Raw genomic sequence first — 26974 nt, forward strand, 5'->3', positions numbered from 1 at the left:
GATTACATAAAGAGAGTGGCTATGCACAATACCCAAATATTAATCGTCGAAGATAACCCCGATGTTGCTGGGATATTGGCTGACTTTCTTGAGTCAGAAGGGGCTAGCGTTGATTTTGCCACCAATGGCGAACATGGGTATAACCTCGCCAAGGCCGGTGACTTCGATGCAATCATTCTCGATATCATGCTGCCTAAATTGGATGGACTCTCTGTCGCCAAACAACTACGAGAATATGGCTGTAGCACACCGATTCTGATGCTAACCGCGCTGGACGAAAAAAAAGATCTGCTCGCAGGTTTCAACTCTGGGGCTGATGATTATTTGGCTAAGCCTTTCGATCTCGATGAACTGCAAGCACGCCTAGCCGCGCTAATTAAACGTCATCAAGGCAAGGTTGCAAAAGCCTGTCTTAGCTATGGCCCTCTCACACTCAATAGCGCCGAACATAGTGTCTATCGCAATGGAATCAAGTTGTTTGTGACGCCAACCTGCTATCGAATAATCCAACTACTAATGACTCGCGCGCCTAATGTGGTAAAGCGCGAAGAGATCATTCAGCAACTTTGGGGGGAAGAAGCCCCCAGTGCCGATATTCTGCGTAGCCACATGTACCAATTGCGCAACCAGATTGATAAGCCTTTTGATTACCCATTAATCGTTACCGTCCCCAAAATAGGGTTTAAGCTTGAATCACCAATCCAGAGTGAGTGACAAGGTGCAACACAGCGCGAAGAGTTTAACCCGGAAAATGAGCCTCTATTTTAGTGCCATTGCAGTCTTGGTCGGCGCTATTTTATATGGCTTAAGCCTAACGACACTCTATTGGTTAGAGGATGAATTAAATCGGCGCACCTTAGTGCAAACATCGCCCATGGCTATCAATGCCTTTCGCGCTGGGGCCGAATCACCTTTGCAGCTCAACACCAACATCAAGGCCTATAACGATCTCAATGCTATCCCGCAGCAATATCCGTTCATCAAGCAGCTCCCCTTGGGCTTTATTGATGAACTGCATGACACTTTTACGGATGACCTATTTGTTCTGCGCAGTGAATATCAGCAAGAGGGCGAGACTAAACCGCTTATCATCATCATGAACGCCGCTCAGGTGGAGCTGAGTAACCAAGAATGGCGCAATATCAATATCACTATCTTGGCGGTGACTTTTCTACTATTCATTCTGTTTGGTTTTGCCATCTCAAAACTAATCCGGCGATTGGTGTCACCAGTCCGTCAACTCAGTGATCAATTGAAATTAGTCCAAGCCCCGAGTGCATTTAAGGTTTCCAGCGGCGCCGCACTGGAGTTTAGTGAGCTCGCAGCCAGTTTAAATCAATACCAACGGCAAATAGATAAGTTGATCAAACAGGAACAAGCGTTCTCGCGCTACGCCAGCCATGAACTCAGAACCCCTTTGACCGTCATTCAAGGCGCAGGCCGGCTGCTGCAACAACAAGGTAATGAAGCGTTTAAAATCCGTCAAAGAGATAGAATAGTCAATGCTGCCAACGATATGCAGCATACAATCGATGCCTTGCTCAGCCTAGTACGCCATGAAGATGAACACTACAGTGAGCAGCAACGTGTCTTGACCCAGGCCGAACTCTCCAAGGTGATTCGTTACGTGCAGCCACTCGCGGACAGTAAAGCGGTTGTTATCGACGTAGACATTCAAGCCGAACCATTAATTGCCCCATCAGAAGCCGTACTACGCATGCTACTGATTAATCTGCTGAGTAATGCAATTAACGCTAGCGAAAGGGGAGAGATTGAATTGAAGGTCAATCAAGAAGCTATTTGGGTTGTTGATCATGGCCGAGGTTTAACTCGCAATGAACGCGACCAGCAAGGTCATGGATTAGGGCTGCTCATTGTGGACGCGCTATGCCAACGCTATCAGTGGAAGTTTAGCCTGCAAGACACTGAACCCGGCTGTATTGCCATGCTTCACTTTCCACACGCATAGCGCTAAGCAAACTAGCGATATTTGTGCGATATATCGGCGAGACTTTCGAAGAATTTGCAATCTTGTTTACGTCGCTTGTATTCACGAACTAATTTCCACTCTTGATACAGAGCAATGGCAAAACCGATAGCCACTATGGTCAAGCAAGTCGCGCCAAGATAGGTCACGATATTTATCGCAGTTTGCGCACTCCCCATGGCCGACGCACTGCCCATACCAATCATAAATCCCCCTGAATACCTTTTATTGCCTGATGGCAAAACCGCCGTCAATGCGCAAAATATATCCACAGAAGATGAACTGAATCTTAAGCTAGGGTGATGAACAATGATACAAAACGACAATCTTGCTGATTCTTTTGTAGCCGCCTGAAAAATAGATATTTTTTAAGGCGGCTAGTGGCAAACTTTATTGAAACACTATGTATCAGGCATAACTAACACGCATTACTGCGCCATGATCACCACGAATTTATATTGCAGCGCTTTACTGTCTTGTCGGCCATATTTAATAATCAGATCGTCTTTTCCGTCTGCGTTCAGATCATCGCTCACCAACGCGCTGCCCTCTTGAGGGAGTTGTAGCTTAAAGCCATCACTGTCATCATCAAATAACCCTTTGCTACCATCACCTAAATAAAGACGCAACGCCTGTTCACCGTCAGAGAGCATCAGATCTTGTAAACCATCACCATTTAAGTCGGCTAACTTAACCACTGGGCTACCACTCTGGCCTGAGGTTAAACTAAAGCTCAACTCCACCTCTTTGCTGACATTGGCTTTGTTAGCATAGCCACTTTCGGCGTTCATCTTAAACAGGTGAACATCCTGATCTATGCCACCAGAGACTAATGCACCGATAATTTGTGATAAGCCAATATCAAACCCTGACACCATCACTTCATCGCGCTTATCACCATCTATATCCACTAACTCAAAGCCAGTTAATGTGCCATCGGCTCGAATAACACTGTCAGGTTTTTTGGGGAACTGTAACTTGGCTAAGGTGTTCTGACCCAAGTAGATCTCATAGTCATTGACTCTATCCAGTACACCTGAGCTTTTGGTATAACGCACTATCATGTCGACTAAACCATCATTGTTAATGTCTTTAAGCTGTTCGACTTTGCGATAGATAAGATCGCTTTGATCAAGTTCTTCACCGTAGGCATCTCGTTTATTCCACCAATTGACACCACTGATAGCCAGACTCACAGGGACAAAGCGCGCCACAGTATCAAACTGGCCGTTTTCCTGCTGTGCATACACCTCAAACTCCCCTTCGGCGATTTTAACAATATCGTTGCGCCCATCGAGATCCATATCGGCAAAATAGAGAATGGCTTGGGTATATCGAGCGCCATCACGGTACAACAATACTTGAGGCTTAATCGGCAATATTTGTCGGATAACGTCCCCCTCAGCTTGGGCGAGCAACAATTCCGTCTGAGAAAAACTATTAATAACAAAGTCATCTAGACCATCTTGATTAAGATCGTGGACAAAGTCACCGCGAGAAATAAAGTCGACTCTTGATTTTAATATGAGCGGTGCAATGCTCTGCTTAGGCTCAAACTCAAGCCCCTCATCGCTAACCACTAACTGAAAAAGCTGCTCGCTTGATTGAAAGTACAGCGCAGCAGCTTGCTGAGGAAATCGCTCACTTGGCTTGGTTAAATCAAATGAGAAGAAAGCATTGGGGAGGCGCTGTTTAAACTTCTGCCCATATTGACCACTGGTTTGATTGAACTCATACAGCGACAGCCAACGAGACTGATTGTCATCAACACCAATGGCGACGAGCTCTTTACCTGGACTGGCAGTGAGATCAACAGATAAAATTGGGTGCGTAAGACGAAACTCTGTTTCAACAGTATGCGACAACAACTCAATCTGTTCACTACTTTGCTTAGCCAGTGCGTGCGCCGATCCCAGCAACATCGTCAGTACTAATACTAAGGAACTCACAGCCAATTTGGCATTTTCCATCTGCAAATATCTCCTTCAACCTCCCACGCTGGGAAATTATCTTTGTCTAATCTATCGACTCCTGCCGAAAAGAAAAGTTCGGTTAATGCATTGTTACAAACTAATTACACTTTATGCCACTAATCATTTCATATGACTTAAAGCAAACTAGAGCCAAAATGCAGCTTACTTTTCCCCATTCAGAGAAGCGGTTAACTTCATCATTCGGTGATTAACCTCACAGTCACACCACTTATTCGGTGAGAGAATTGCGCTCCTTTTTATCAAGCATACCAACGTCAGTTTTCTTTTTCGGATCCTTATGCCAAGCTCAGCACGTTCAACATTTCAAGGTAATGCCCTTGCAGCGGTCTCATTTTTACTCTGGGGACTCATGCCGCTGTATTACCAGTTTTTACCCAATGCCAGTATCAATGAACTGTTGGCATTTCGACTATTATGCTCGGTACCTTTTATGTTGTTAGTGTTTTTTGTCATGGGCAAACCACTACCCTCTATCGCACAGTTACGTGCCGATAAGCGCTCCGTTGCATTATGTGGCTTAGCGTCAATCATCATGTGCGTGTCTTGGTATAGCTTTACTTGGGCGCTGACCCATGGTCAGGTTCTCGCCGCCAGCTTAGGTTTTTTCATCAATCCACTGTTTGCCATCGCATTAGGGGTTGTGTGCTTAGGCGACAAACTTACTTTAGCGCAAAAATTAGCGGTGTTTTTAGGTGCCATAGGTATTGGTTACATGATTTATCAATACCAAGCCTTACCTTGGTTAGCCCTACTAATGGGCGGGTTCTTTGCCCTGTATGGTCTGTGTAAAAAGTATATTCAGTTCGACTCGCTCACCTCTGTCACCATAGAAGCTGCGTTGTTGACGCCCATGGCCATGTGTTACCTGCTTTGGCTTGCTCTTACCGACCAAAGTGTCGCCCTGTCAGGTTCAAACACACAGATCCTGCTCTATATGGGGTCTGCGCCTGTGACGCTACTGCCACTGATCTTTTTTGCATTGGCTATCCGTGCCACCAGCCTCTCGATGGTTGGATTAATGCAATATATTGAGCCAAGCATTCACTTTATTTTGGCTGTGGCACTGTTTAATGAGCAGTTTGATCAAGTCAAAGCCGTCAGCTTCGGCTTCATCTGGACCGGCTTGCTATTTTGCTCATTGGAAGCCTTACCTCGCCTACGGCAGCGATGGATAACCCATAGCGCTCACTGATATTTCATCGACGACCCGGCGACTAAAGATCATCGAAAGATGCAGTGGTACCATGAACACTTTATTGCTAGCCAGAGGCCAATGGGAACTACGACTTGGCACTATGGTGAGGTCCATCGGTGTACGAAATGAGTAAAGCTGAACCTTAGATAGGCCATCCACATGGCGATCGAGTACTTGCAGTAACGCGCTATTGGGGCGCAACTGTTTAATCCCCTTTGAGGGATAGGGCAAATACGCCAAGTAACTCCCATTGTGGGGGCTAGATATTGAGTAGAGTGAACGAGTACGCTCAGCGCCGCCAAGCATCTGCAGATAATAGCGCGCTACGATACCGCCCATGCTAAAACCCACCAAAACGATCTCAGCATGATTACCAAAACGTTGGTCAATCGCGCTTTTCAATACGCTGGCCGCATACTCTATACCGTGACGTCCATCGAATGGTGCTATGGTTGGATTGAAACATTCATGCCCTTGTTGTTCAAAACGTTTCTTCATCCACGCCATCACATGGCCTGTGTTAAATATACCGTGCACCAGTACTAGCTTCATCGACACCTCATGGGTCTGCGTTTGACGCTAATCTAAATTTAGCAAATTCATCGGCAATATTTGCTATGATTGCGCCCTTAATTTCAGCTTACCATTCAATACGGACACTTAAACTATGTCGATCACCACTTTGTTAGCTAGCGCATTAACCGCACGTGCGTCGCTCATCGCGCAGGTACACGCCAACAATACCGACTGTTTTCGTGTATTTCATGGAACGGTTGAAGGGATTAATGGACTCAATATTGACCGATATGGCGATGCTTGGTTAGTGCAAACCTTCCATCACACATTAACCCAAGATGAGCGCAATGAAATTGAACAAGCACTTAAAGCGGTATGCACACTGCCAGTGGTATACAACGATCGTTCCAATAAAAATTCACGTATCCTCAACCAACTCGATGACGAACTGGAAGGCTTCGCAAAATCTGAACAAGTGATGCAAGAGAATGGTATCAAATTTACCAGTCAGCTACGTCATGAGGGGCAAGATCCCCTGCTGTTTCTCGACATGCGTGTTGGCCGAGAGTATGTGCGTGCCAATAGCCAAGACAAAACCGTACTTAATCTCTTCTCCTATACCTGTGGTATCGGCACTGCAGCGGCGGTTGGCGGAGCACAAAAGGTGATCAATGTAGATTTTTCATCCTTTGCACTGACTGCAGGCAAAAAGAATGCCCAACTTAACGGTGTTGAATCTGTCTGCGAATTTGTCCAAAGCGACGCTTTTCCAGCCATGCGTCAGCTTGCGGGTATGAAGGTGGGCGGACGTCGTAATCAAAAACTTCCAAGCTACCCGAAGTTGAGCGCCACCCAATTTGACTTGGTGTTTCTCGACCCTCCTCGATTTGCAAAAAGCCCTTTTGGCACGGTCGACTTAATTAACGATTACCAGAGCCTTTTTAAGCCCGCTATGCTATCGACTAAAAGCGGCGGAACCATTGTCTGTTGTAACAATGTGGCAAAGGTAGACAAGCAAACTTGGTATGATGCCTTATCTCGTTGTGTAGAAAAACAGGGGCGCAGTATCAGCGCTTATGAGTGGCTAGAGTGTCATGAAGACTTTCCCTCATTCGACGGCAATCACCCGCTGAAAATGGTAGCCTTAACATTGGGGTAAGCCATCTTTCACATCAGTATTTGCCATCACAAAACTCAACCTTGGTGGCAAATACAAACAAAACCCACCAAAATAATAAACATAAAAGCTATATATCATCATTAAGTCGATACTTACCTGAGAATTCAAACCCGCTAAAACGTCAGTATAAAAAGTATCTCACCTTGATAATCACTGCATCACCAACCATTAAAGCCTCTTTTATATTAGATACTTAAATCACAATTACATTGAAATTAGTCTGCTGCATAAAAAATCTACTTTACTCTTTAATATTTTGCCTTAAAATCCGCTCTCCAAAATTCACTACCAAACTATTAAAAAGTTAACTTATCTAGGAGACAAAGGTGGAAATAGCCGCCACTAATGATACTAAAAACAGCACACTGACACCTGTCGCAGGATTGTCATTTTTTGCTGTGGCATCAGGATTTTTAATGAGCTTGATCCCGCTATCATTATCTTCATTTGGACTTGAACTATCTTTAGTTTCTTGGCTTGCGAGTGTCTTCTACCTCGGCATTTTATGTGGCACCTTAACCGTTGAGTCGGTGGTGTCACGCTGTGGACATAGAATAGCTTTAGTGGCCTTTCTTGCGCTACTCACCCTGACTATCATAGGCATGTTAATTTGGCCAAATGCTGGCATGTGGTTAGCCATGCGATTTATCGCAGGCATTGCTGTGGCAGGCGTGTTTGTTGTGGTGGAGTCATGGTTATTGATGGCTGACACGGCTAAAGCACGTGCTAAACGCTTAGGCTTATATATGGCATCGCTCTATGGCGGCAGCGCCATTGGCCAGCTTGCTATTGCACCACTGGGCGTCGTGGGGATGTTACCTTATTTTTCGGTGATGGCATTTCTAATCTTAGCCATGATGCCCCCGCTACTTATCAAACGTGGCCAACCCGTGATGATTAAACATCAAAAGTTTAATATCCATGAGTTAACCAAACTCAGTAAGCCTGCTGTTCTCGGCTGTCTAGTGTCAGGGCTATTACTCGGGCCAATTTACGGCATTATGCCAAGTTACATTAGTGCGAAAATCGGTAGCCCTGAACAAACGGGCACCTTGATGGCTACCATCATTTTGGGCGGTATGCTAGTGCAGCCCTTAGTCAGCTACCTTTCAACACGCATGGGTAAACATCTATTGATGGCACTATTTTGTTTGCTAGGTCTAGTGGGTATTGTTGGCATACTGGAATCGCAAACTTTTGCGCTGCAAAGCATCAGCTACTTTACTGTCGGGGCGGCAAGTTTTGCGCTGTACCCTATCGCCATCACCTTGGCCTGTGAAACGCTACCGATAGCAAAAATAGTGTCAGCAACAGAGATTATGCTACTCAGTTATAGTGTTGGCTCCGTGGTCGGCCCTCAGCTAGCGGTTAACTTATTTGACTCACCTAATCAGGTGATTCTGTACTTAGGTTTTTGCTTTCTCACGACGTGTTTGTACATGTTAATGAGTAGCTCTGCCAAGATACATTCGGGACAAAACCCTATTGCAGGTTAATCGTTCACGACTAGGCCATGAGTCGCAGAGTATTCATGGCCCATGACATGCGGTAACACAATAGGGTTATGGACCTACACAGTTGACTCTTAACCATTATCAGCGGGCTGTTCACTGTGCTGACGCGCGTAACGGTTAGCCAATGGTTGTGCACTGAGACCATGGGTCAAGATGCTCATCAAAACAGTAACGGTCACCACCGCATAAACAGTTTCAAACCCCGCCATGCTGCCCATCTCATGCACCACAATCAACACATATAAAATGGAGGCGATGCCACGAGGCCCAAACCAAGCAATAAACAGTTTAGTGGACAGATCGAGTTTGCTACCCGTCAGTGAAATAACAACGGGAATTATTCGCAGCACAGTTAAACTCAATAGCGAATACAGCACCACATCCCAAGTTACGTAGACTAAGGTTATCGGTACAAACGCGAGACCGAAAACAAAGAAGCTAATCAATACAAAAAGCTCCCCTTCACTCTCGGCAAAATCTTCAATATGACTGCGGGTTTTCTCATAGGTATTCCCCGCGTACAAACCGGCAAAAAAGGCAGCGATAAAGCCATTGCCCGACAGCGTTTCAGCCAAATAAAAGGCCAAAATTGCCAGTGCGATTGGAATGAGGTTTTGATAACTGGTTTCAGCCAAGTTCTTACTGTCTGCCCATACCAGTAATTTGGTACCAAGATAGCCCACAACTGCGCCCACGATGGCGCCAAAAAAAATCTGCTGGCCCACATAGACCACCCAATATTGGTCTTGGCTGTTACCTGTATCGCTTAAAATCAGTGCAACGACCGTCAACAACATGGGGAAAATAATACCGTCATTGAGGCCACTTTCCACATTGATACTAGAGCGGACCCATTTTGGGACTTTTGGATCTGACACCACTGCCTTCCCCAACGCAGCATCAGTGGGCGTTAACAGCAATGCCAATAAGATAAGTGAGGTCATAGGCTCATTGGGAAATATCCATTGCGCCGCTAATGTACCTGCTACCACAGTGATGGGTAAGCCGATAAACAATAACCTTGCGGGGATTAACCAAGAATTACGCAACAATTTAAGGTCGAGCAAGGCTGCATCAGCAAATAGCACTAACACTAAGGCAATCTCAACAATCACAGTGACAAACTCAGCATCGACCTCTACCTGTGTGACATTGATACCTAATGGCGAGAGCAGCAACCCCAATCCCGTAAACACCATAGGACCAGAGATATTTAGGCGTGATAAACCTTTTGAAATGTAGCCATACAACAATACTATCAATGCGATAACTAAAATGACGATATGCTCATCCATGCCTAACTTGTCCTTGGGTTAAAAACGTAACTTAACCCACAAGCTAGCAAATATCGCTCGATTTGGCTCGCCTTTAATCACCCTAGTCCCTTGTCGTTACGATGCGCCACTGTCGCGCCCCCAGATTAACTTGGCGCTGGCAGCCACACTAAGTGAGGCAATGCACTTAAGTCCAACCGCTCACCGTGCTCGGCAATCACACCATGACAACCGCCATCCTCCCCGTCGTTTTGTAACTGGGCTAACAAGATTTTTTGCGCCTCAACTTCACCATGCACCAAGATCACGGGTGGTGAGTCGTTGAAATGCTGATACCAACGCAGCAGTTCGGCCTGATCCGCGTGCGCTGACAATCCGCCAACAGTATGCAACTTAGCCTTGACTGGAATAGAATTCCCACGAATAGTCAGGCTGTCGGCACCATCGACTAACAAACGCCCTGGGGTCCCCATGGCTTGGTAGCCACATATGATCACATCAGACAATGGGTTAGCTAGATTGTGCTCTAAATGGCAGCGAATACGGCCACCATTACACATACCGCTGCCAGCTATCACTATCAAACCTTGATGAATATGATTAAGCGCCATCGACTCATCAGTGGTATCGATAAAATCCACATTGGACAGCAATGGGTGCTGTCCCGGTGATAAACGAGTAAATCGTTTAAAGTCTTCATCCATTAAACTGTAATTTTCAGCATAGATAGCGGTGGCTTTTATCGCCATGGGGCTGTCGAGACAGATACGCCAGCGACCGAGATCCCAATCCTTGGCATACAGATGAAATAGATAAAGTAACTCTTGAGCCCGCCCCACCGAAAAAGCTGGTAATAATATATTGCCGCGACTTTGCTTAATGGTACTGGCAAAAATCGATTTAAGTTCCGTTAAGGTATCCTCCCAACTGCGGTGTAAGCGATCGCCATATGTACTCTCCATCAAGACTAAATCAGCTTCTTCTATAAAAGTCGGGTCATCCAAAATAGGCATACCGGCTCGGCCTAGATCACCACTAAATACAACTTTCTTAGTCGCTCCCTTTTCACCCAGCCATAGCTCAACGATAGCCGATCCTAAAATATGACCAGCATCGCTAAGGCATGCGGTTACACTGGGAACAACTTGGCAATGCTGCCCATAATCGAGCGCAACAAACTGCTGCATCACCCGATCCACATCGGTATCATCAAATAGTGGCTCTAACGGATCTAATTGATTTTTAATGCGCTTTTTATTAAGCCGCTCCACCTCTCTGACCTGCAGCATTGCCGCATCTTTGAGCATAACAGCACATAGTTCAACCGTTGCTTTATGGCTATAAATAGGACCAGTAAAACCCGACTTAACCAATAGGGGCAAGCGGCCAGAGTGGTCGATATGCGCATGGCTAAGTACAACGGCGTGAATAGATTTAGGATCAAACTCAAACGGCTCATGATTTCGCAGCGCGTCGGCTTTACCTCCTTGAATCATGCCGCAATCGAGTAACAGCTGCCGCCCATCGATATCAAGTAGATGACAAGACCCTGTCACCTCTTGGGTTGCACCGAGAAATGTAAGCGTCATTCGCATGGCAAGTATCCTTAATACTCGAAGGAAGATTTGGAAAGGTTCTTCTTAAAAGATAGTCTTGTTAACGGCGACAAACCACCCAATAACCATCTGTATAAAAATTAAATAATTATTTAATGATAAGGTTCAATGTCGGCGCAAAACCAGCAAAAAGAGAGTGTATATATTCAACCAACACAAAACGCCACCCGCCTGCCAGATAACACTATTGCCAGATACGCGCTATAGTTGGTAGATTGTACTATCACTGCGATTCAAAGGATTGATCCGCCATGCCATACCGTAATACGCTCCAGCAATTACAACATGAGCACCTGTTTAGCCATATCCATATCGATACGGCTCAAATCGATGTGCCTGAGGAGATGTTTAACGGTTGGCAGCAAACCCTTGATTTATTATCTGAAATTGTAGACACCCCCGCCGTTTTGATCATGAGGGTCACCGACAAGCAGATCTCCGTCTTTACCAGTAGCCGCAGCCAAGGCAATCCTTACAAACAACACGATAACGAAAACTTGGGCCACGGCCTCTATTGCGAAACAGTGATCAGTGAGCAGCGTGAATTACACGTTCCTAATGCCCTAAAAGATAAAGACTGGGATAACAACCCCGATATTAAACTAGGCATGATTGCTTACTGTGGACTGCCGCTTACCTGGCCCGATAGCAGCGCATTTGGCACCTTATGTATGCTCGACAATAAAGAGCGAGAATACAGTAAAGCATTCCGCCACCTGTTAGAACGATTCCAAAGTGCCCTCAATGCCAACCTAGCCAGCCTCTATGAACATGCCAAACTTCAACACCTCAATGTTGTACTTGAGAATAATGTGCAGCAACGAACCTCCGATCTGGCTAAATTGAGCAAAAAATTGATCCATGAGATAGAAAGTAGGGCTGCAATTGAACACTCGCTTGAATACCACAAAAGCTTTGATGCCTTAACTGGTTTACCCAATAGATTAGGTTTTATTAGCGCGCTGGCTCAACAATTAAGTCAGCCTACTCCTCCAAAAGTGAATGTGATCTACTTTGGCTTGCGTAACTTTAAATCCGTAAACGACAGCTATGGTTATGTGGTAGGGGACAAAATTCTGCAACTGTTTAGTCAACGCATTAAAAGACTATTAAGTAACGCCACTTTATTTGCCCGTATTGCCGGTGCCGAGTTTGTCATCGCACATACGTGCAATGAAGATGGCGATTTAAGCCTGATTAACCAAATCAATAATTGCAACAATACCCCTTTCACCATCGGCCAATTCACCATTAATATTCCCTGCTGTATCGGTATCGCCCAGGCACCCACAGATACTGATGATCCCTCAGAGTTAGTTCAAAAGGCTGGTGCAGCGATGAGTATCAGTAAAGCAGAGGGCACGCCCTACAGTTTTTTCACTAAGCAAACACAGTCGACGATCGAAAAACGCTACCTGTTAGAGTCACATCTCGTCGATGCACTCAAAAACAAAGAGTTAAGCCTGCAATATCAACCCTTAGTCAGCCTAAGAAGCAAAGAGATCATTGGTGCCGAAGCACTACTGCGCTGGAATAACCCAATTCTAGGTAGCGTGCCGCCAGACAAGTTCATCAGTTTAGCCGAGCATAATGGTCAAATAATCGATATTGGCAATTTTGTACTGCATACAGCACTCTCTCAAGCGGCTCAGTGGCGATTGCAACGCAATAGTAATTTTCGTATTGCCATTAATATCTCACCGCTGCAATTTAGAGATACTAATTTTGCCGAGCATATCTCAAACCTGCTGGCACTTTATCGCTTACCTGCTAACTGTTTAGAGTTAGAAATTACCGAAGGGATATTGCTGCAAGATGAAGAGATCGCTAAACGCACCATTTCGCAACTGCAAAGACTGGGGATTCGCATCTCTCTGGATGATTTTGGTACTGGCTACTCTTCATTAAGTTACCTACAAAAATACGCTTTCAATACCTTAAAAATTGATCGTTGTTTTATCACAAACCTTGAAAAAAACATTCAAGACAGAGAGTTAACTAAGGCCATTATCGCCATGAGTAAAAAGCTCAATATGAATGTGATAGCCGAAGGGGTGGAATCTGAGGCGCAAGATCTGTTTATCCGTGATGAAGATTGCGATTATGGTCAGGGCTACCTATATGGTAAACCCGCTGACGCCGATATGTTTGAGCAGCGTTATATTAGCCGAAACGCATCGCATTAATGACTATGATATCGGCATCAATCACTGCCGCCTAAAATCATCAGATTCACAAAAAAGCAACATTTGTATTCCCTCAGTTGTCGATCTCTTCTATAGTTGGTGAAAAAATAAAAACACGACCATGCCAATAGACCTTCACACAGAAATTCTTATTCGCTTTATTTGCCTTATCGCCGTCACAGCTACTGTGGCTTGGGGTGTTATGGCCTATCCTTTACGGATTGCGCCAAAAGCCTGCAGCTATTTTTCTATCGCTAATTTATTGGTGCTATTTGGTGTCTATTTGACCTCATTGCGCACTAATGAGATCAGTTATCTCAGCTGGTTTATTGCTGATCTCTGCATGCTATCTGGCTTTATCCTGTTGAGACGCGGCACGCAACGTTTATTTCGCCTCGCAAGCAGCTTAAAATCGGATGTCTCCTTGCTCACAATCACCGCTCTACTAATGCTAACAATACCACCCAGTGCCGAGTCTAGTACAACACTGGGTATACTGTTCTCCCTTATGGCATCCGCGACATTCCTGCTATTAGCAAAAGACAACTTTGTCGCATTACGTACCAGTGCCAACAAATATGTTGCCATTGTTTTACTCAGCCCTATCGCCATCTTGGGTATTACGTTTCTGTTCCGTGCGGTTGTACTATTGATGATCCCATCGATTGGCACACATTTGGCGACGATTCAGACGCCCGAAGCGATTCCTATGCTGTGGTTTTTCCTTATCATCACATTATTTATCAATGTCATTATGATGGGGAATGCCTTAACTCGTTTGGTACAAAAAATTCGCCTGCAAGCCGATAAAGACTACCTAACAGGTCTTTGGAACCGCCGTTCGGTTCATCAACAGTTGACGCAATTGCACCATTTTTGGTTACGAGAAGGCAAAGAGTTCAGCCTCATTTTGTTTGATCTAGACTTTTTCAAACAGATCAACGATAGCTACGGCCATCAGGCGGGTGACAAAGTACTGGTTAATACCGCTAGCACCCTGAGTAAAGTATTGCGAACCACAGATATTTTTAGCAGGTTTGGCGGTGAAGAGTTTTTAGTCGTACTGCCAGTGACCGACACTAAGTCTGCTGTCATCATCGCCGAAAAACTTCGAGAAACGTTGCAAGCATCAACGCTCACTTGGCAGGGAGAAACAATAGACGTCAGTGCGAGTTTCGGTATTGCGACGATCAGGCATGAGGACAATCTAGAAGCGCTGCTCTCTCGAGCCGATAATGCCATGTACCAAGCCAAGCAAACTGGACGAAATAATATCCGCACATCACCGGCATAATGACAAAGCAAATGAATAGACTACATCAGCCTCTCCCGATTAACCCGCCAACTGCTAGTGGTCTGTTTTGCATCTAATGTCATGAATTCAGGTTAAGCCTCGAACTGCTGTAACCATTGTTTAAATAGCCCATTCATCCTCTTTTGCTCTTCATCAGAAAGGCTAGCGAGTAGTCCTTGCTGAACATTAACATGTTTATCTATGGCAACATCAATCAACTCGACACCAGCCTTAGTTAGCGCGACAGACACGCTACGGCGATCTTCAGTACTATGTTGCCTGCTGATAAGTCCCTTGCTCGTTAACCTATCCAAGCGATTTGTCATGGCACCAGAGGTCAGCATCATTGATGCCAACAGTGCAGAAGGTGTAAGACAAAAGTCTCCACCACTGCGCCGCAATGTCGCCAGTACATCAAACTCTCCCATGGTGAGTCCAACGCTTTTATGGTACACGGCGATCTCAGCTTCCACATGTTTAGACAAGCGCATCATGCGACCCAATAACGCCATGGGCAATGTCTCTAAATGGGGTTTCTCACTATTCCATTGAGCAACGACTTTATCGACGCCATCTGAATTTTTCATGTTTTTATCTCTATCTCATTTGCACTATACGCATATAGAAAGCGGTATCAGTACGAACTCGGGCCATCACTAGCACGACAGCGATTAGGGCTCTTGAACTTAAGCATTGGATGATACATGCAATATAACTTCACATAAAGATAATTAACACAAAGGTACTTTACAAGCCAAAGCTAACAGTGCACACTACAAAACTATCTTCACATAAAGATATTTAGCGCTAAGAGATGTTATGAATATTTTACTAGCAATGATCCCTGCATTTTTTTGGGGAACGACCTATGCGGTCACCCAATACACCTTGCCAGAGTGGCCACCACTATTACTTGGTGCACTAAGGGCCCTGCCTGCGGGACTGATCCTATTGGCCATAAAGCCGAGCCGTCCAGCATCTCAAGAGTGGCCAACCCTGTTTAAACTCGGCGTTATCAACATTGCAGCTTTCTTTACACTAATCTTTGTCATGGCATTAACCCTACCTTCGGCAATTTCTGGTGTAGGTATGGTCTCAGTCCCTGTATTTGCTATGCTATTTCACTGGCTATTTAGCAAACAAAAACCAGCTAAGTTACAAGCTTTTTTTGGTGCGCTACTGATTGGCTTAGCTTGGCTGTTATTCGATCCAACTGCCATTAGTCTCAATCCAATAGGAATGCTGGCCATGTTAGCTGCGATCAGCTGCATTATTGTTGGTAGCACCATCACCAAAGCTTCAGGTAGCCGTATAGCCTGGTGGACAGTCCTCACTTGGCAGCTCATCATTGGCGGTGCACTGCTGGCAATTGCAGCCGTCATTCAGTCGATATTTGAACCTGTGATGTATCAAGAGGTTTTCGCGCAGTTGAGTCTTGGCAACGTCATGGGCCTGCTATGGATAATGTTGCTCAATACCGTGTTAGGTTACATCATGTATGTGTGGTTACTGCAACGTATGAGCGTGGTCGACTTTACCTTCGGTGGCATCGCCAACCCCGTCGCAGGGATCGCGGCTGGAATGATACTGCTAGGAGAGAGTTTCACTGCCCACCAATATCTATTAATGGCCGGAATGATATTAGCCTCGCTCATGCCACAAATAATTAGCTTATTGATGAGAAGGCGTCAGCTAGCAACAACCTCTTAATAGCGCAAAAAAATAGGGAGCATCAGCTCCCTATTTCAGCAACTTCAAGTCTGAGGTCTTAAGCCATAAATCCATAACGCCAGATAAAAAATTAGCGGCTTATGCATCAGCCGCTAATTTATTGACTCAGTCGAGAGTGGGTTAGTGCCTAATGCGGTCAATCAGTTGTAACCCAGCACGTAGCAATCAGGTTCCTCATCTTTCAGGTCTGTCTCATTGCCATCAAGCATCCATTTTAAAAACATACGACGTTGCTTGTGCGCATTAAAGGTGTCTGACTCGCTGTCTGATGGCGCGTGTCCATGATTGAAATTGTTTTCCATAATACATACCAAATGTTCATTTATTAATAATTAATATGCCTAACGCTAATTAAGCATTTGGCAGCACAGTAAAACTCACGTGGCGTTCGATTTATTCGACACCCGATACTGATTAAAAGCTGCATGCTTAATTAAGTCAATAAGTTTTATTGGTCATACAACTAGACCAGTCCAAAGAAAAACCATGAACAGAAAAACAAACAAAACAAATAAAAACAATAAATTGCAAAGCCTTTATTTTGTATTCAATATCATTTGAAAATAAACCACAGACAAATTATCCCTAAAAATAATTATCACCCCCCCTTAAAACAGACCACCCACCACTGGTACAAAAAACAAACAGACGTTTGAATTTCCGAAAATTGTGGATGATTTAGCCTCCTTCTATCACAAGCTTAATCTCGCACATTGGGAATGTTTATCGTCACCATACACCCTTTGCTCCAAGGTGCATTTAACTGATCACTACAATTTTCAATCCCAAAACTACCATCATGTTGGCCAATGACATCACGACAAATCGCTAAACCTAAACCTAAGCCATCATCTTTTGTGGAACAAAATGAGGCCATCAACTCTTGCGCCTTGCGCTGCAGGCCGGGGCCATTATCGATAACCTTAATACACACACCTTGAGGTGTGTAATCTATGGTCACCATGATCCGTTTTTCCGTTACAGCATTAGATTCGGCTAAGGCATCTAGGCTGTTTTTTAGCAAATTGGCCAATACCTGACTCAATCCCACTTCATCCGCCATAATTGGATAAGGCTCGCCACCTAATTGATGACTAAGGCTAATATCATTACGGCTAAATTCACGTCTAAACAACACCAAAGTATTGTTAATAACCTCATCCAAATTAACCTGCTCATAAGAGCCTTTACGTCGTTTAAGTAAACTTCTTATACGATGCACTACCGCCCCAGCTCTCACTGACTGTGCATTAATTTTAGCAAGTAGCTCATACAGCTCGGGGTCAGTTTCACCACGATGATTTAACTGCATCATACCGCCTTCACTGTATTGAGTGATTGCCGCAATCGGCTGATTAAGTTCGTGGGCAAGACCTGAGCCTATTTCACCTAAAATCGTGGCACTTTGCATACGCTCAAGCTGCAACGCCTTATCTTTCAGTTGCCGCTCTGTATCAACTAGAAATTCGCTTTTCTCGCGAAATTTGTACTCTAACCACAGGTGGTAGACGGTCGATACCAAAAACAGTAGCATCAAGGCCAGCCCCCACTCCTTATTACGCTCGATCCACTTTAGAACGGTTTGATGCAAAGGAGGTTGCGGCGCTTTTAATTGCAACTCTTTAAACAGCTTAATCACCTTTAGCTGGCTAATAGGAGCTGTCCAACCAAGCGTTTTCGCCTGAATCGCGGCCGGGTGATCAGCGGGGAGCGCATAAAGCGCTTGAGTGATTTTTTGAGTAATGGCTGGCGGTACGGTTTCCGCCGCCGCAAAAGACCAGTTAGGGTAAAGTTGTGTGCTCACTAGACAGTCATAACCCATCGGCATAGTCGGGTGAATCACCCTAAAATCCGCTTTACGGACTAATCCATCTTCAATCATCTCCTCTAAGGTACAAAAAGGGGTGATCGCGGCATCCACGGTACCGTCTCGAACTTGGTAAACGATAGGCTCTAATGGAAAACCAAGAAACCGCAATGACCCAAAGTAGTTTTCAGGGTTATAACCCATTTTATGCAGCAACCCGATGGCGGCTTGATAGCCCCCAAGAGCTTGAGGATCGCTAGCCACTAGATGTTTGCCTTCTAAGTCTTTGAGCGTATAAATATCGCTATCGGCCCGCACTATGATAGTTGAACCAATGGCAAATGTGGCACCGCCATGTTGATGGCTCTTCATGGTTGCCAACCAAGAGAGTGGGAAATTACTGCTTAGGTTTAGATATTGACCTGGATTGGTCACAATAAATTGAATTTCATGGGATAACAGCTGACGGCTCATTTCATTAAAGTCTAACGGCACCACCTCAAAATGGGTCCCTGGCACAGCAGCTGTGAGATAGTCCATCATCGGCTTCCAGCGAACAATCCCTTTTTGTACGCCGTGGTTAGCAAGCACACCGACTTTAAACTCGCTTACAGGCTGCGAGCTCGGCATAGCCTTTTGGGCATTATCGTCCACCGCCCAAGCCGCTACTGGTAATAAGGTTAAATACCCGACACACAAGATAACGCACACGTAAAAAAACGCCCGATACAACATAGTCAACTCGATTAAAAACTATTCAACTTAAATTATGCTAACGTGGTTTTTTTTGTTGTGAGAGGCAACAAACTCTCCTCATTATCATAGAACAAGATGATAGATTGGTGATCTGCCTCAAAGGCTATTGCACACAGATTGCTCCAATTGCCACTAACACCTAATCTAGTCTCATCAGTAAAATCCCAGAGCACCATGACAGCATGAAGCAAACACTGCCCCTTTTCTTGGTCGATGACGATGCCGCCATTTTAGACTCACTCACCTTTATGCTGCGTCAGTTTGGCTATTCACTCCAGCCATTTTCCTGTGGGCTAACATTTTTGGATCAGGTCAACCTCACCCTACCAGGCTGTGTTATTTTAGACAGTCGTATGCCAGTCCTTACAGGGCAAGAGATCCAGCAACGTTTGTTAGATGCCGACAGTCCATTAGGGATAATCTTTCTCACCGGACACGGTGATCTGCCCATGGCCGTTAATGCCTTTAGACAAGGCGCCTGTGACTTTTTCCAAAAACCGGTATCAGGCAAAGCTCTCGCCGAAGCCATTGAAAAAAGCATGCTTCACAGTCAACAGGCATATGAATCAACACAATTACGATTTAATTTAAACAAATTAAGCGAAAGGGAACGACAAGTCTTACACTTGCTGGTACAGGGTAAAACCAACAAACAGATATCGGAGGCACTGTTCCTGTCTTTAAGAACCATTGAAGTGCATCGCTCCAACGTGATGAAAAAACTACAGGTACACAACATGGCGGAACTGGCTAAATATAGTCATATTTAGCTCAAGCGTTAATCACACCAAGGGTAAAATCACCTCCTCCCTGCGACACCTTGTCGCACTCTGACCCTTTTGCTTTGTCAGCCTATCCTTGCGCTGACACAATTAACCAAACAAAAACATAACTACAACCTAATCATGAAATTAAGCCTTTCCTATTTAACCGTTTCTATTGCCGCGATTCTCTGGTCTTCTACGATTCTGGCACAAGAATCAGCCTTTGAGGTGATTGAAGTCACCGGCCAGCACCAAGGTAGTTACAGTGCTATCACCACGGAATCCAGCGCCGCCGTCGCCGACATTAGTGCCCTGCTCGCAAACCTGCCCGGCACCGCAGTGAACGGTAATGGCCCGCTCACTGGCATCGCCCAATATCGAGGTTTATTTGGCGATAGAGTGAACACCCAAGTTAATGGTCTGTCGCTTGCAGGCGCAGGTCCTAACGCCATGGATACACCGCTCAGTTACGCCAGCCTTATCAACACAGAGCGATTAGAAATGACACGCGGTATCGCCCCAGTGTCTGCGGGCACGAATACCCTAGGCGGCAGTTTGAAAGTGATTGAATCTCAGGCCCGTTTTGATGAAGTGAGTGGAACAGTCGCAGCGCAATACCAAGGCAACGGCGATCAGGCTCACATTGGCGCACAAACCAACCTAGCCAATGACCAGCATGCCTTGTTACTTTATGGCGATCTGGTGCAAGCCAATAGCAATATGGAGTCAGGGGCGAGCCAAGCGATAGCACCGACCACCTACGACAAATCTATGGTTGGTGGGCAGTACCGCCTTAACTTAAGTGATACCAGCAGTGAGGACGCGTCGATTGCCATCGGCTATCAGCATCTAGAAACCACTAATGCTGGCACACCTGTATTGCCGATGGATATTGATTTCATTCGTACCGACAGGGTAAAACTTGAAGGACAACACCAGCTCAGCAATTGGGATCTTAACTGGCACTTAGCCTACAGTGACGCTCGCCATGGCATGGATAATTTCAGTGAACGAGTTAAGAATGATAACGCCAATGCCCGCTATAACAATGCCGAGAGCCAGAGCTACGATAGCGCGATAACCATTGAGCAAGATGCATGGTTGTTGGGGCTCAACGCGCAGTTTAGCGAGCACAACTCAGTCATCACAGATCCGACTAAACCTATGTTCCGTGTCGATAACTTTAATGATGTTACCGACAATACCTTGAGTGCCTTCGCTCAGTGGCAGCAAGATATAGACCAATGGAACTGGCAATTGGGTCTGCGCGTAAAGCACTATCAAACCGATGCTGGCGAAGTTAACCACTCGATGGCGGGCAGCATGCCTGCAATCAAAACCTTAATGGACAGATACAACAGCGCCGATCGCAGTCAATCACAAACTGGTGTCGATCTAGTTATGAATGGCCGCTATCAAGTGACACCATCCTTAAGTTGGGTTATCGGCTTGGCTCGTAAACAAGATAGTGCCAGTTACCAGCAACGTTATCTGTGGGTGCCAATGCAATCGACCGGAGGTTTGGCAGACGGACGCACCTATGTCGGCAAAATGGATTTAGCGTTAGAAACCGCCTATCAGCTTGAACTCGGCGCCGATTACCACCAAGACAACGTTAGCCTGAGCCCTCGTATCTTTGTGCACCGCATCGATGACTATATCCAAGGCGTCACCGCAACGGATCCCGTGGTGATAATGGCTGCGAAGATGATGGGCGATGACAATCCGATGGAGTTTGCCAATGTGGATGCGCAGTTACTCGGCATGGATATTACTGCCTCCTACCAACTAAGCGCGCACTGGCAACTAGACATGATGGCCAGCTATGTCAGTGGCGAACGCCGAGATATTGATGACAACCTCTACCGCATCGCTCCACCTAAACTTAACTTAGGGCTTAACTATCAGCGTGGCAATTGGCTAGCCAGAATAGAAAGCATTGCCGTCGCCGCACAAGATAAAGTATCCAAAACCCAACTCGAACAAGCCAGTTCAGGTTATGGCTTGGTCAACCTATCCTTGAGTTATGACGCCGATACCTGGATGGTAAAAACTGGGGTAAATAACCTATTTAATACCGACTACGAAGACCATTTAGCGGGCTACAACCGAGTATCGAATACAGAACTAGCGCCTGGTCAGCGTATGCCAGGTACAGGCCTAAATGCCTGGGTCACTGGAGAATACCGTTTCTAATTTCTAGCGTCTAAACCAGTTTATGGGAACACTCCACTGCGCTTCCCCTTCCCCGAGAACGCCTCTGTACTCGGGGATTTTTTTGCCCGTGGCTAGTACGCTCGCCGTGTCTTTCGCGCTAACATATCCTGATCGGCACAGGCCAACACTCGCTCTAAACTATCACTAGGCTTAACCGTTTTATGGCCAATGGTCACAGAGAAGTGAGGCAGCTTATTCGCAGCGATGGCATCACTGATCGCTTGCATAATGCGCGCTTTTAACACTATTAAGTCTTGTTCGGTATCACACAACGTCAGCAATACAAACTCATCGCCACCAATTCGACCCTCCACATCCGTGACGCGAATGCATTGCTTTAGCACCTTAGCCAGCAGTTTTAGTACCTCATCCCCCAACGAGTGCCCATGCTCGTCATTGATACGTTTGAACTCATCAACATCAACATAGAGCATCACCAAGTTACTGCCATTGCGAATTGACAGCTTTATCCTTTGTTCGGCAAGCGCTCTGAATCCACGACGATTATTAATACCACATAGATCATCGAGCCTAGCAAGCTGCATCATTTCGCTATAGAGCCCAAGCAAACTTAAGTCTGCCTCAAGAATCTCCTTAAGGTGACGGATCAGCTCTAGATAACTATTTTGATAATCGGTTTTGCGATAATCCATCACGCAGAATGTTCCAAAACAACGACCATCGGGCCAAAACACTGGCACACCTAAATAGGAAGAAAAGCCATCATTTTTCACTTCAGGGTTGGTGTCCCAGCACGGTTCAACATGTGCATTAGCAACATAAAGCTCTTTGCCAGTTTCGACAATTTTTCGGCAAAAGATATTGACCTCTGGCTCTATGAACACACCGGCAGGATAAGGGTTTGACGCCTGCTGGCTGGCAATGGTGACTTGAAATCCTTTATCGGTATGCTGCACTAAAAAGCCTGCTGGGGCTTCAAACAACTGAGCAAGTAGATTCACCGTTTTCTGCCATTTATCAATAGAGATTAGGTCGTTGGGATTATCTAGCAAGAAGCGATTGGTATGATAGAGTTTTTGGCTAGCCATCGAATCCTCCAGTACAACAAGAGATTGTTTCGCCTTCCTAGAGAAACGACATATTTAGGGCAATCACTCAATACCAATCAGCATAATGATGTGACTAACATTTTGTTAACTTCATAATAGGTTTGTGTGGACGACAGTTCAAACATTAAATCGACTTAAACAGCAGATTACACTAACCGACCCGCCACAGTGAGTCATTCATAACGAGTGGATGCGGCCTAAAAAAGACAAAAGACTAAGCGAACGCTTATTTAATGGGTTTTTTTAACAATTTACGCTGTAGAGTTCGCCGATGCATACCAAGCTGCCTGGCTGTGGCTGATACGTTGCCGTTATTGGCGATTAATACCTGCTGAATATGTTCCCACTCTACCCGCTTAGGAGACAGTGGCGCATCGTCCAACGGCGTTTGAGATAAATCAATCGGCCTATCGCTCAATACATTGAGTAATGTCTGAGTATCGGCAGGTTTTGCTAGGTAATTATCAGCGCCAAGCCTTATCGCCTCGACGGCCGTCGCTATACTGGCATATCCCGTCAGCAATACCATGGTGACGTCGGGTAGCGAACGCCGTAATGGTGGAATAAGCAATAGGCCATTGTCCTGATCCAACTTCATATCCAGTAAAATGTGGGTCGGCTTAAATTGTCTTGCTCTCAGCAGCGCCTCAGTAGCATCATGGGCAAGTTGACATTCAAAACCATGTTTAATCATCCGCCTCATGACAATCGCCGCAAAACTGCGATCATCTTCAATAATCAATAAACGCTTCATCATGACGTCAATAGCGGCAGATGCACTTGAGCCACTGTGCCTCCCGCTAAATCGCTACCCAAAATCAACTTGCCACCAAGGCGTTCAAAACTCGCATGACTTAACATCAGCGCCACGCCCATCCCTTTAGGGCTTTCGACAATTTTATGCCCAAGCTGCGTCAACAAGCTGTCAGGAATTCCATGGCCATAATCACGCACAGCGATGATAATTTCATCACCGTATTGCCCCTGTCGTAAAGAGAGCGTCACCTTTTGCTCTCCCGTCGCCTCACCACTCGCTCGAGCACCATTTTCAATTAACGCCACTAAAGCGGGCAGTAAGCTAGCATCATATTTTATGCACAATTCACCTTCTTGTTGACTTGGTTTAAGCTCCAGCGAGATATCGGGCATCAGTAGGCTAACCTGCTGCGTTAGGGTATCAAGCAGTTGTGCGAGAGTGACAAACTTAAACTCACCGGCTCTAATCGACTCTGTTGCTAAGCGTAACTCAGCAAGGCGGGTATCGCAGACACTCAAGGCCAATAGCATTTCGTCGAGGGTGATATTTTGCGCTCCCTCGTCCTCTTTTAACTCATCAACTAATAAGCGTAAGCTGGCTAAAGGCGTCGCCATTTGATGTGCCATTTGCGCCGAGGCTGTGCCGAGTGCGAGTAACTTCTCTTGTCGTAACTGTGCTTCACGCATATAGCCTAGCTCCGCCTCTTGGCGACGCAGTCGCTTAGCGATTAGGGCAACACTCGTGGTTAACACCAGCGACGAAATAACAAAGTTAAGCCACATGCCTAGATAATGTGAACGCATATCCATACCATGATGCTGCATCTCATTATCCGGCACAGTAAAGAGCATCACGCTGTAGGCTAAATTTGATAACAACGCTAACGACCAAGGCGCCCACTTAGGCAGGAGTACCGCAGCAATCGCTATGGGTAATAGCAACAAAGAGATAAACGCATTGGTCGCGCCACCAGAAAAATAGAGCCAAGTGATCCACAACAGCGTATCGAGTAATAGTGCAATAAAAAGCCCACTATCACTGTTAAATAGCGGTTTTCTTAGCCAAAAGGTAAAGCCTAAATAGATAGCTTCAATGATCAAAGCGGTGTTTAACGCAGGGCTATGCAGCGAAAGGCCAAACGTCTCGGCAAACGCAAAGGTGAGGCATAGTTTGAGCACCAAGCCCATCATGCGCAATAAGGCTAATTGGTCAGATGCTTGGTACCTAAAATTGACAACTGAAGACACACCGGCCCCTTAATTTTGTTGATAATACAGCCCAATACCTTGAAGCGCTGCCGCCGACTCATCCAAGCTATATTTTAGGCCTTGTTCAAACTTGATAGTACTGATTATCCCCAAGGATGTGAGCCGACAACAACTTAAGCTGCAATTTTGGGGACGCTTTGCCGTATCTATCGGATGGCTAGCGGGTTCAATATGATCCGCCGCTAACCCAAGCAACCTCGCCATGGTTTTCACCATTTCATACTTGGTCATGCGCTCGCTTGCACTAAAGTGGTAAACCCCTCGTACATTGTTACTTTGTCGCTGATGGTTGATTAATTTAATGACCGCATGAGCGATATCCAATGTCGAGGTTGGGCTACGAATCGCCCAATCATCTTGCTGCACTGTGGTCGTTGCTTGCAGCTGTGCCAGCATGACCAAGATAGCAGACTCTTCTATTCGCTCTACCGCACCATAAAGTATTGGCAGTCGCAGTATGGCAAATTCCTTACTGCAGCCTGATACAGCTTGTTCACCCAGCCATTTAGATTCACCATAAAAATTCACCGGATTAGGGGGATCTTGCTCTGAATAGTCAGGAGATTTACCGTCAAACACATAATCAGTAGAGATATAAAGCAGCCATGCGCCATGACGCTTGGCGGCCAAAGCCAAACCATTTGATGCACTCACATTGAGTGCTAGTGCCGCCTCGGGCGCAAGCTCTGAAACATCAGGACGACGTTCTGCGGCGCAATGAATAATCAGTGTTGGACGATGAGTTTCAATAAACGCGTCAAGGGCATCCTGCTCGGTTAGGTCGAGTAGATAAACATCAGCTTGCACACGCGAAAAACCACAAGCAATCACGTGATAGTCATTGTGCAACCTCAGTTGCTTCACCACGGCGCGGCCAAGCAATCCTGTCGCCCCTGTCACCATTACCTTCATTTTCATTCTATGACACTCTCGCTATAGCGGTTTACTTTCAGGCGTTAACATTGGGCAGCTCGGCGGCAAAACCATTTTTATCGCCTCAGCAATCACATTAAAGTTTACTTCGTTAGCAGTAATGGGTTCCCCATCCAAATTGATAGGCATCGATGGTGAGCTGCGCCAAGTAGCTGATTTCTTTTGAGTGTAAACGATATATTCATTACTAAAGTTCGGAGCAGAAAACTCGCTAATCACTTGAGATAACGCCTCTATCGGAAAATCATGTAAGGCAACAAGATCCATTAGGCCATCATTAATGTAGGCCTTGGGTGCCAATATTTGACCACCACCCGCTTGACGGCCATTGCACACTGCGCCCACAAGTAACTGACTCGATGAGCTTTCGCCCTCAACAATAAACTCTCCCTCATAGGGCTTAAAATTTATCGCTTGAATAACCCCCGTTAATGTATAAGCACCGCCCCCGAGAAAATTCTTCAATGCCACGGGTGTATTGGTTGTCACCTGTGCGCCAAAGCCGCCACTGGCGACATTTATGACATGGCGTTCATTAGCCTTAATCACATCAATCCAATAAGGTTTACCTGTTACCGCTATTGATAACGCCTTCATTAAATCGTCAGAAATGCCGCAAGCCGAAGCAAAATCATTGGCCGTGCCCAACGGAAAAATCGCCACTTCAGGGCGGTCGGCTTTGGGGTGCTGCATCAGCGCATCGACAACTTCGTTTACCGTGCCATCACCACCACCAGCAACAATACGCGAACATGACTCAGCAATAGCTTCAGTCACCAAGCGAGCAACATCACCGGCTTCATAGGTCACCCTCACCTCGAGTTCATGCTGGTCACGCACTGCGGTAATTACTTGCCTAACCGTTTCTAGTGCTGCTTTTTTTCCATTTAATATGAGACGAATTTTCATGTCAGT

The 26974-nt window shown here is 45.7% G+C and carries 23 protein-coding genes; 10 read left to right on the forward strand and 13 right to left on the reverse strand.

Features of this window, described 5'->3' with window-relative positions; all coding sequences use genetic code 11:
- Nucleotides 1-21 precede the first annotated feature (21 nt).
- Together BEL05_RS13630 and BEL05_RS13635 are read left to right on the forward strand one after the other, a co-directional pair.
- Nucleotides 22-714, forward strand: a complete 693-nt coding sequence (locus BEL05_RS13630) for a response regulator transcription factor (protein WP_069671471.1) — start codon at nucleotides 22-24, stop codon at nucleotides 712-714.
- A complete protein-coding gene (locus tag BEL05_RS13635; protein ID WP_245686995.1) occupies nucleotides 689-1969 on the forward strand; it encodes a sensor histidine kinase in 1281 nt (426 codons plus the stop codon). The genes BEL05_RS13630 and BEL05_RS13635 overlap by 26 nt, the downstream gene beginning before the upstream one ends.
- 11 nt (nucleotides 1970-1980) lie before the next feature.
- On the opposite strand, the gene BEL05_RS13640 is transcribed toward BEL05_RS13635, so the two are convergent.
- Complete coding sequence (locus BEL05_RS13640; protein ID WP_069671473.1) at nucleotides 1981-2193, reverse strand: hypothetical protein; 213 nt, start codon at nucleotides 2191-2193, stop codon at nucleotides 1981-1983.
- 222 nt (nucleotides 2194-2415) lie between these two features.
- Nucleotides 2416-3957 carry an FG-GAP repeat domain-containing protein gene (locus tag BEL05_RS13645; protein WP_028762607.1) on the reverse strand — a complete coding sequence of 514 codons (1542 nt, stop codon included), beginning with the start codon at nucleotides 3955-3957 and terminating at the stop codon, nucleotides 2416-2418.
- A gap of 301 nt (nucleotides 3958-4258) precedes the next feature.
- On the opposite strand from BEL05_RS13645, the gene rarD reads away from it, so the two are divergent.
- Complete coding sequence (rarD, locus tag BEL05_RS13650; protein WP_069671474.1) at nucleotides 4259-5173, forward strand: EamA family transporter RarD; 915 nt, start codon at nucleotides 4259-4261, stop codon at nucleotides 5171-5173.
- Here rarD and BEL05_RS13655 read toward each other — a convergent pair.
- Nucleotides 5138-5728, reverse strand: a complete 591-nt coding sequence (locus BEL05_RS13655) for an esterase/lipase family protein (protein WP_069671475.1) — start codon at nucleotides 5726-5728, stop codon at nucleotides 5138-5140. The two genes, rarD and BEL05_RS13655, sit on opposite strands and share 36 nt — an antisense overlap.
- A gap of 115 nt (nucleotides 5729-5843) precedes the next feature.
- Here BEL05_RS13655 and BEL05_RS13660 point away from each other — a divergent pair, with 115 nt between their 5' ends.
- A complete protein-coding gene (locus tag BEL05_RS13660) occupies nucleotides 5844-6851 on the forward strand; it encodes a class I SAM-dependent rRNA methyltransferase (RefSeq protein WP_069671476.1) in 1008 nt (335 codons plus the stop codon).
- A gap of 347 nt (nucleotides 6852-7198) precedes the next feature.
- Complete coding sequence (locus BEL05_RS13665; protein WP_069671477.1) at nucleotides 7199-8368, forward strand: MFS transporter; 1170 nt, start codon at nucleotides 7199-7201, stop codon at nucleotides 8366-8368.
- A gap of 89 nt (nucleotides 8369-8457) precedes the next feature.
- Here BEL05_RS13665 and BEL05_RS13670 read toward each other — a convergent pair whose 3' ends face one another.
- Entirely contained in the window at nucleotides 8458-9681 is a 1224-nt protein-coding gene (locus BEL05_RS13670) for a cation:proton antiporter (RefSeq protein WP_069671478.1), read from the reverse strand.
- A 125-nt stretch (nucleotides 9682-9806) separates the two neighbouring features.
- Nucleotides 9807-11255 carry an MBL fold metallo-hydrolase RNA specificity domain-containing protein gene (locus tag BEL05_RS13675; RefSeq protein ID WP_069671479.1) on the reverse strand — a complete coding sequence of 483 codons (1449 nt, stop codon included), beginning with the start codon at nucleotides 11253-11255 and terminating at the stop codon, nucleotides 9807-9809.
- A 272-nt stretch (nucleotides 11256-11527) separates the two neighbouring features.
- On the opposite strand from BEL05_RS13675, the gene BEL05_RS13680 reads away from it, so the two are divergent.
- Entirely contained in the window at nucleotides 11528-13462 is a 1935-nt protein-coding gene (locus BEL05_RS13680; RefSeq protein WP_069671480.1) for a bifunctional diguanylate cyclase/phosphodiesterase, read from the forward strand.
- 202 nt (nucleotides 13463-13664) lie between these two features.
- Nucleotides 13665-14756, forward strand: a complete 1092-nt coding sequence (locus tag BEL05_RS13685) for a GGDEF domain-containing protein (protein WP_245686996.1) — start codon at nucleotides 13665-13667, stop codon at nucleotides 14754-14756.
- Between the two features lie 92 nt (nucleotides 14757-14848).
- Here BEL05_RS13685 and BEL05_RS13690 read toward each other — a convergent pair whose 3' ends face one another.
- The gene (locus tag BEL05_RS13690; RefSeq protein ID WP_028762600.1) at nucleotides 14849-15343 is read right to left on the reverse strand and encodes a MarR family winged helix-turn-helix transcriptional regulator; all 495 of its coding nucleotides are present in this window, start codon (nucleotides 15341-15343) and stop codon (nucleotides 14849-14851) included.
- Between the two features lie 232 nt (nucleotides 15344-15575).
- Here BEL05_RS13690 and BEL05_RS13695 point away from each other — a divergent pair, with 232 nt between their 5' ends.
- On the forward strand, nucleotides 15576-16466 hold the full coding sequence (locus BEL05_RS13695; RefSeq protein WP_069671482.1) for a DMT family transporter: 891 nt from the start codon (nucleotides 15576-15578) through the stop codon (nucleotides 16464-16466).
- 161 nt (nucleotides 16467-16627) lie between these two features.
- Here the strand turns inward: BEL05_RS13695 and BEL05_RS21060 are convergent, their stop codons facing one another.
- The gene (locus BEL05_RS21060; protein WP_156029373.1) at nucleotides 16628-16789 is read right to left on the reverse strand and encodes a hypothetical protein; all 162 of its coding nucleotides are present in this window, start codon (nucleotides 16787-16789) and stop codon (nucleotides 16628-16630) included.
- Between the two features lie 398 nt (nucleotides 16790-17187).
- A complete protein-coding gene (locus BEL05_RS13700) occupies nucleotides 17188-18924 on the reverse strand; it encodes a sensor histidine kinase (protein ID WP_139151890.1) in 1737 nt (578 codons plus the stop codon).
- A 308-nt stretch (nucleotides 18925-19232) separates the two neighbouring features.
- Between BEL05_RS13700 and BEL05_RS13710 the strand changes: the two genes are divergently transcribed.
- Together BEL05_RS13710 and BEL05_RS13715 are read left to right on the forward strand one after the other, a co-directional pair.
- The gene (locus BEL05_RS13710; RefSeq protein ID WP_069671485.1) at nucleotides 19233-19820 is read left to right on the forward strand and encodes a response regulator transcription factor; all 588 of its coding nucleotides are present in this window, start codon (nucleotides 19233-19235) and stop codon (nucleotides 19818-19820) included.
- A gap of 135 nt (nucleotides 19821-19955) precedes the next feature.
- Nucleotides 19956-22010 carry a TonB-dependent receptor gene (locus tag BEL05_RS13715; protein ID WP_069671584.1) on the forward strand — a complete coding sequence of 685 codons (2055 nt, stop codon included), beginning with the start codon at nucleotides 19956-19958 and terminating at the stop codon, nucleotides 22008-22010.
- A gap of 92 nt (nucleotides 22011-22102) precedes the next feature.
- Here BEL05_RS13715 and BEL05_RS13720 read toward each other — a convergent pair whose 3' ends face one another.
- The 5 genes from BEL05_RS13720 to yegS form a co-directional block, all read right to left on the reverse strand.
- Nucleotides 22103-23080: a sensor domain-containing diguanylate cyclase gene (locus tag BEL05_RS13720; protein WP_069671486.1), complete on the reverse strand. Its 978-nt coding sequence runs from the start codon at nucleotides 23078-23080 to the stop codon at nucleotides 22103-22105.
- 247 nt (nucleotides 23081-23327) lie between these two features.
- A complete protein-coding gene (locus BEL05_RS13725; RefSeq protein ID WP_028762594.1) occupies nucleotides 23328-23855 on the reverse strand; it encodes a response regulator transcription factor in 528 nt (175 codons plus the stop codon).
- A complete protein-coding gene (locus BEL05_RS13730; RefSeq protein ID WP_069671487.1) occupies nucleotides 23855-25105 on the reverse strand; it encodes a sensor histidine kinase in 1251 nt (416 codons plus the stop codon). The genes BEL05_RS13725 and BEL05_RS13730 overlap by 1 nt, the downstream gene beginning before the upstream one ends.
- A gap of 9 nt (nucleotides 25106-25114) precedes the next feature.
- The gene (locus BEL05_RS13735; RefSeq protein ID WP_245686997.1) at nucleotides 25115-26044 is read right to left on the reverse strand and encodes a dTDP-4-dehydrorhamnose reductase family protein; all 930 of its coding nucleotides are present in this window, start codon (nucleotides 26042-26044) and stop codon (nucleotides 25115-25117) included.
- Between the two features lie 15 nt (nucleotides 26045-26059).
- Nucleotides 26060-26968: a lipid kinase YegS gene (yegS, locus tag BEL05_RS13740; RefSeq protein WP_069671585.1), complete on the reverse strand. Its 909-nt coding sequence runs from the start codon at nucleotides 26966-26968 to the stop codon at nucleotides 26060-26062.
- Between the last annotated feature and the right edge of the window lie 6 nt (nucleotides 26969-26974).

It is taken from the genome of Shewanella colwelliana, from assembly GCF_001735525.1.
GTDB lineage: Bacteria > Pseudomonadota > Gammaproteobacteria > Enterobacterales > Shewanellaceae > Shewanella > Shewanella colwelliana.